At 56.8% G+C, this 6,283-nt stretch carries 4 protein-coding genes and 1 pseudogene; 4 read left to right on the top strand and 1 reads right to left on the bottom strand.

Annotated elements, in window-relative coordinates; genetic code table 11:
• Nucleotides 1-246: 246 nt before the first annotated feature.
• Nucleotides 247-1,502, top strand: a pseudogene (locus tag G3436_RS18150) (integrase domain-containing protein).
• Nucleotides 1,503-2,058: 556 nt separating this feature from the next.
• Here G3436_RS18150 and G3436_RS18145 read toward each other — a convergent pair.
• A complete protein-coding gene (locus G3436_RS18145; RefSeq protein WP_163947679.1) occupies nt 2,059-3,201 on the bottom strand; it encodes an IS481 family transposase in 1,143 nt (380 codons plus the stop codon).
• Between the two features lie 525 nt (nt 3,202-3,726).
• Between G3436_RS18145 and G3436_RS18140 the strand changes: the two genes are divergently transcribed.
• The 3 genes from G3436_RS18140 (at nt 3,727) to G3436_RS18130 (ending at nt 6,226) form a co-directional block, all read left to right on the top strand.
• A complete protein-coding gene (locus tag G3436_RS18140) occupies nt 3,727-4,707 on the top strand; it encodes an integrase domain-containing protein (protein WP_163947681.1) in 981 nt (326 codons plus the stop codon).
• On the top strand, nt 4,704-4,979 hold the full coding sequence (locus G3436_RS18135; protein ID WP_163947677.1) for a hypothetical protein: 276 nt from the start codon (nt 4,704-4,706) through the stop codon (nt 4,977-4,979). Before G3436_RS18140 ends, G3436_RS18135 begins: the two co-directional genes overlap by 4 nt.
• A gap of 176 nt (nt 4,980-5,155) precedes the next feature.
• Entirely contained in the window at nt 5,156-6,226 is a 1,071-nt protein-coding gene (locus tag G3436_RS18130) for an HsdM family class I SAM-dependent methyltransferase (protein WP_243667209.1), read from the top strand.
• The last annotated feature ends 57 nt before the right edge of the window (nt 6,227-6,283 follow it).

Here is a 6,283-nt window from a genome sequence, read left to right as displayed (position 1 = left end):
GGTTTGAAGGGGCGGAGGGGGGATGGAGGGGATGCGGGTTCAGATGTCCCCGGCTCCACCAAATGATCAATCAAAGACGTCCACGGACGTCTTTTTTTGTGCCTGGAAGTCAGTGAAATCAAGGGCTTACTGCTCTTTTGAGGGCCACAACGGTTTTTTGAGTTCCAGCCATCCCGGTATTCCGGTGTATTCCCGCCTACCTGGGGCTAATCTTGGGAATACCAAAAGGTGTCATGGAGCTCTCCCATGTGCGCTCAAACAGCTCGCCTCTCCGACCGCCAGCTCAAGGCGATCAAGCCCAAAGACAAGGACTACGTCCTCACGGATGGCGACGGGCTCCAGCTCCGAGTCCGGGTCAACCGCTCGATGCAGTGGAATTTCAACTACAGGCATCCGGTCACCAAGAATCGAATCAACATGGCGCTCGGCTCCTATCCCGAGGTCTCTCTGGCGCAAGCTCGGCGAAAAGCGGTTGAAGCTAGGGAAGTACTTGCCCAGGGGATCGACCCGAAAGCTCAGCGCAATGATCTCGCACAGGCCAAACTAGCCGAGACGGAACATACGTTCGAGAAAGTAGCTAGCGCCTGGTTCGAGCTGAAAAAGGACTCGGTCACGCCGGCCTATGCCGAGGACATCTGGCGCTCACTCACGCTGCACGTTTTTCCGAGCATGAAATCGACTCCAATCTCGGAAGTCAGTGCACCGATGGTGATCAAGATCCTTCGCCCTATCGAAGCCAAAGGCAGCTTGGAGACGGTGAAGCGGCTTAGCCAGCGCCTCAACGAGATCATGACCTACGGGGTAAATTCGGGAATGATTTTCGCGAACCCGCTCAGCGGGATTCGGGCGGTGTTCAAGAAACCGAAGAAAGAAAACATGGCGGCACTTCCACCCGAGGAGCTTCCTGAGCTCATGCTGGAAATTGCGAACGCCAGCATCAAACGCACCACCCGCTGCTTGATCGAATGGCAGTTGCACACCATGACTCGCCCAGCCGAGGCGGCGACTACTCGTTGGGCAGACATCGATTTTGAAAGGCGTGTCTGGACCATCCCGCCGGAGCGGATGAAGAAGCGCCGACCGCACAGCATCCCGTTGAGCGATCAAGCCATGTCATTGCTGGAGATACTGAAGTCCCACAGTGGTCATCGAGAATACGTCTTCCCGGCAGACCGAAACCCTCGTACTCATGCCAATAGCCAGACCGCCAACATGGCGTTGAAACGCATGGGCTTCCAGGACCGCTTGGTCAGCCACGGCATGCGCTTGATGGCCAGCACCATATTGAATGAACATGGGTGGGACCCGGAGCTCATCGAAGTGGCACTGGCGCACGTCGACAAGGATGAGTGCGCAGCGCCTACAACCGCGCCGACTACATCGAGCGCCGCCGTCCGATGATGGCCTGGTGGAGTGAGTACATCCAGAAAGCCGCGACCGGCAGCCTGCTCGCCTCAGCATACGGCCAAGTCAGAGACAAGAACGTGGTACCGATCCGCTAGCGCTGTGCAGGCGCAATAAGGGCAGCAGCAACTGATCGCTCAAGATTCAGGCCAGCAGTCTCGTTTATCCGCTTGTAAGCACGGGTCCTTCCAAACAGGGCTGCAAAGCCGCCCTGTTTGAAGACCTCACCTTGAAAAGCTAAAAGCCACGACGTTGTCCGGGGTTTACCACGGAATTCCATAGGTGGATAACCTCACTCCAAGTCCAGAGTAACGCTGAACTTCGACCCTTGACCGGGTTTATCCACAGGCGTAGAACTGGTCGTGTAAGCGCTGTCGTTGACAGCACCCCAGGTGGCCCGAACCTTCAAGGTCACGCCGCTTCCGCGGTGGTTCTCCCTGAAGGCGATTCGCATCCGGCAGCTCGCCCGGTCACCTCCCCCGGTGATGGATGCTCTCTAATCTCATGGCCCTAGTGCGCCAGCTACACCGTACCTCGCTGCCCTGCAGCAACCTATCCGCTTGGCCGAATTTTGCGCCAACCTGTGCCCGTCTCTTTCTTCTGTGTATGGACCGAATACAAGGGTGACAGCCGTGCCAGGACATGGTGGACGCTTTACAGCTTGGGCTTTTGCCCACGCATGTCTATCTCGCAGAGCTTGTGGTGGTTGAAATACACCTCAAAGCAGCCGTCTGCGGCTCCTTTAGGCCGCACAGCAATCGGCAACCCTCTGAGTGCTTTTGAGACGGGAATCAACTCGCCTCGAAAACGAGCATTGCCATGAAAGTGCACTTTGACGATGGTGTCATCCGGACCGTACTCAAGCTCCGGAAGAGTTTCCGGGTAGGCTCTGGGGCTCATTCGATAATGAGTAACAGGTGTGGTCATCTGCAAAGCCTGGTGCGGTCTTTGATGGTTGTAAATTTCACGCCAGTCATCGAAAGCGATCTGAGCTTCATCGAATGATCGAAAGCTTCTACCCCGAAGAACCTCGGCCTTCAGCGAGCGGTGAAACCGTTCATCCTTACCATTGGTTTGTGGATGCCACGGACGGCTGAACGTCAGCCGTATCCCAAGCCGAACTAGCCAGACGCCCAGGTGGGATAGCTCGCCGGGGACACGAGGAGAACCCCATGGGCCGCCGTTGTCGGTATTGATCTGGACAGGCATGCCGTACCGCCGAAATACATCAATCAGATGCCCTTTGACGGTCTCACACTGTTCATTGGCGCATGCCTGAATCGCTAAATTGAATCGCGAATGATCATCTAACACGGTGAGAGGATGACACTGCCCTTGAGACGTCGAAAAGTAGCCTTTGAAATCCATTTGCCATAGGTCGTTTGGCGCATCGTGAACGAAGCGGCACCACGCTTTGACAGCGTCGGACGCTTCGGGATAGATGAGTTGGTGTCGATGCAATATCGAGGTGACGGTGCTCGGCGCAACTTGTGGGCCGCCCAGATCTTGTAGTCGCCTGCAGATCTTTCGGCCGCCCCAGGCTGGATGCTCCATACGAAGCTCTACGACCTGCTTCTCAATGAGCGGCGTAGATTGCCTAGGGCTCGTTTTCGGACGCCGCGATAGATCCTTCAGTCCTTCCGAACCGCTGGCCTCAAAACGGGCCAACCACTTGTATGCGGTCTGAGGGCTGATTTTGAACCGGCGGCACAACTCTCGCCGGTTCGCGCCTTCTTGCCGCGCCAGAACAACAAACTCCTCGCGTAACGTCATGATGTCTTTCTCATCCCAAGGCATGGTCATGGCTCCGGCAGTCATTGCTACCGAAGAGTGTCAACCATGTCTTGGCACAGCTGTCACCCATGTCTCCGGTTTATACATTCTGGAAAGAGACGGGCACTTCTACCACTGCTGCAACCCTGATCGCACATGGCTTTGCGGCAATCCCCCTCGTGACAATCGGCGTGACAAACGCCGATGTCACCAGCAACAGCCATGCAGATGATGGTGCCGCAGACCAGGGAATGGACTGCACCTGACTGACAGTCAGGCATGCCCCGGTCATCGCATTGCTGCTTGCACCTGGCTCAGGATCTTCAGGCGCTGGTTTAGTCAGCCAGTGCTGCCTCCACCCGCCCACCGGTAACGGTGCTCAGGAGGCCAGATCATGAGATGCCCTTGCTCCCGGTCGTAAGGAGCCGCCAGTCTCGCGTAGTGGACATTCCCCACAGGTCGCAGGGGCCTTGATCCCTGATAACACTCAGCATTCTTGGCGGGATGACGTGGGGCGAGGATTGGAGAGCGGAAGATGAGGTGACCGACATGGCATTGGTGGGTAGACGCGATGGCCGCAATTTCGGTTACGGCAGGCAATTGAGCTACGCAGGGCCGCAAGCTCTGAAAGACATGTTCGGCGGCGGTCATTACGGCACGGTCAAAGCGCACTGTGATCGGTGGCAGGCATTCGTCAAATGGTGCCGTTCCGAACAGGGGCCCGGTATCAATGATGCGCGGCAGATTGATCGGCAGGTGTTGGCCGACTATGCGGCGTATCTGCGTGACGTGGTTGGGCGCGGTGACCTTGCTGTCAGCACCGCACAAAACCGCCTATCCAGCGTTAACAGGACCATGGCAGCGCTTCGCGGTGATCAGTGCGTGAAATTACCAAGTCCGAGTAAGGCGTTGGGTATGCAGCGCACCGGGGTTCGACACTCGGTTCCGCAGGGCCAAGACCGAGAACTGATTAAACAGATCGTCGGGTCGCTTTGTAGTCTTGATCAGCACCGAGCCGCAGCGATCGTGCTGTTGGCGCGATCCACCGGCATGCGCTTGCGTGAGGCCATCTTGGCTGACCTGCCACGGCTAAGTCATGAGGCTAAAGCGTTTGGAAGGATCAACATCCAGGACGGCACCAAAGGCGGCCGCGCCGGTGCCTCCGCACCCCGGTGGATCGGAGTGGGTGACCATGTTCGCGAGGCACTTGAGTTTGCATTGCAGATGTCGCCTGCGGGTAGCCGCAACCTGATTGCTCCACACGAAAGCTACCTGAATCTTCTGCAAGAAATCATCCGACCTGCGCGGGACATCCTGCATGCACACAACCTCAAAGGCTTCCATGAGCTACGAGCGTCGTATGCCTGTGAGCGCTATGAGCAAATCACCCAACACCGCGCGCCTATCAACGGCGGCCAATGTTGTCAGGTAGATAGGAGTCTTGAACGTGAGGCCCGGAGGCAAATCAGCTACGAGCTGGGGCACGGTCGGATCGATGTGATCGGTGCTTACATTGGTGGGCAGGCATGAGCAAGCAGTTCGACATGGAGTTGTTCCTGGCTGGAGTGCTAACCGGCTCGCACGCAACCCGGCGACGCCATGTGCGCCAGGCGAAAATTATTCAGGCTGAAATTGCAGAGCACTGGCAGCGAAAAACGCCCTGGGCTTGGCAGAGAAAGCACGTTGCTTGGTTTCTCGATCATCGCCTAGCCGAGCGCAGTCAGGCGACGCGGTACTACTACTTGCTGACAGTCCAGCTGCTCGCTCGTCGATTAGAGACATCATGGGTATTTCACCGTTAGTCAGCGATGCAAAGTGAGTTGGACTGATGCTTAGAGCTAAGGATAGTTGATCGTCGAACCGCTTCTTTATGCTCTCCAACACCTGCTCACGAACATCCTTGTCACCCTAACCTACCAAGGCTGGTTCCCCATCCGCTTGCATCTCTGCCGCCAAAAGCTCCTCTGCATTGGGTAAGATGCGCTCCTTAGCTTGCACATGGGTACGGTACAGCCACCCTAGCAGCGCTGCTATTCAGCGCTTTGATTTGGAGTATCTGCAGTTGAACCACGCGGTCCACAACAAACTGGTTTCATTTATATGGTCGATTGCCGATGACTGTCTGCGCGACGTGTATGTGCGCGGAAAATACCGTGACGTCATCCTACCCATGGTTGTGCTGCGCCGGCTCGATGCCCTGCTGGAGACCAGCAAGGCCAAAGTGATGGAAGAGCTGGCCTTTCAGCAAAGTGAAATGAGCCAGACCGAACTGGACGACAGCGCCCTGCGTGCCGCTTCCGGTTATGTGTTCTACAACACCAGCAAGTGGACGCTAGGCCAACTGCAGAAGACCGCCACCAACAACCAGCAGATCCTCCTGAGCAACGTTGAGGAATACCTCGACGGCTTTAGCGACAACGTCAAAGACATCATCCGGCGCTTCAATCTCAAGTCGCAGATGCGCCACATGGCCAGCAAAGACGTGCTGCTTGACGTACTGGAAAAATTCACCTCGCCCACCATCAACCTCACCCCGCATGACAGCGAAGACCCACAAGGCAACCGCCTGCCAGCCCTGAGCAACCTGGGCATGGGCTATGTGTTCGAAGAACTGATCCGCAAGTTCAACGAAGAGAACAACGAGGAAGCCGGCGAGCACTTCACCCCGCGCGAAGTGATCGAGCTGATGACCCACCTGGTCTTCGACCCGATCAAGGACCGCCTGCCCACCGTGATGACCATCTACGACCCGGCCTGCGGCAGTGGCGGCATGCTCACCGAGTCGCAGAATTTTATCGAAGAAAAATACCCGGATTCGACCATCCACCGCGACATCCACCTCTACGGCAAGGAAATCAACGACGAGACCTATGCCATTTGCAAGTCGGACATGATGATCAAGGGCAACAACCCTGCCCACATCCGCCCCCGGCTCACCTCTCCGTGGACGAATTCGCAGGCAGCCGCTTCGACTTTATGCTTTCCAACCCGCCCTACGGTAAAAGTTGGGCCAGCGAGCAGAAGTTCATCAAAGACGGCGGCGACGTGATCGACCCGCGCTTCAAGGTCAGCCTCGCGGACTATTGGGGAAACGCCGGAGTTGCAG

The organism is Pseudomonas brassicae (assembly GCF_010671725.1).
Lineage (GTDB): Bacteria > Pseudomonadota > Gammaproteobacteria > Pseudomonadales > Pseudomonadaceae > Aquipseudomonas > Aquipseudomonas brassicae.
Note: the sequence above shows the minus strand (reverse complement) of the source record. Positions and strands in the feature narration are given on the sequence as shown.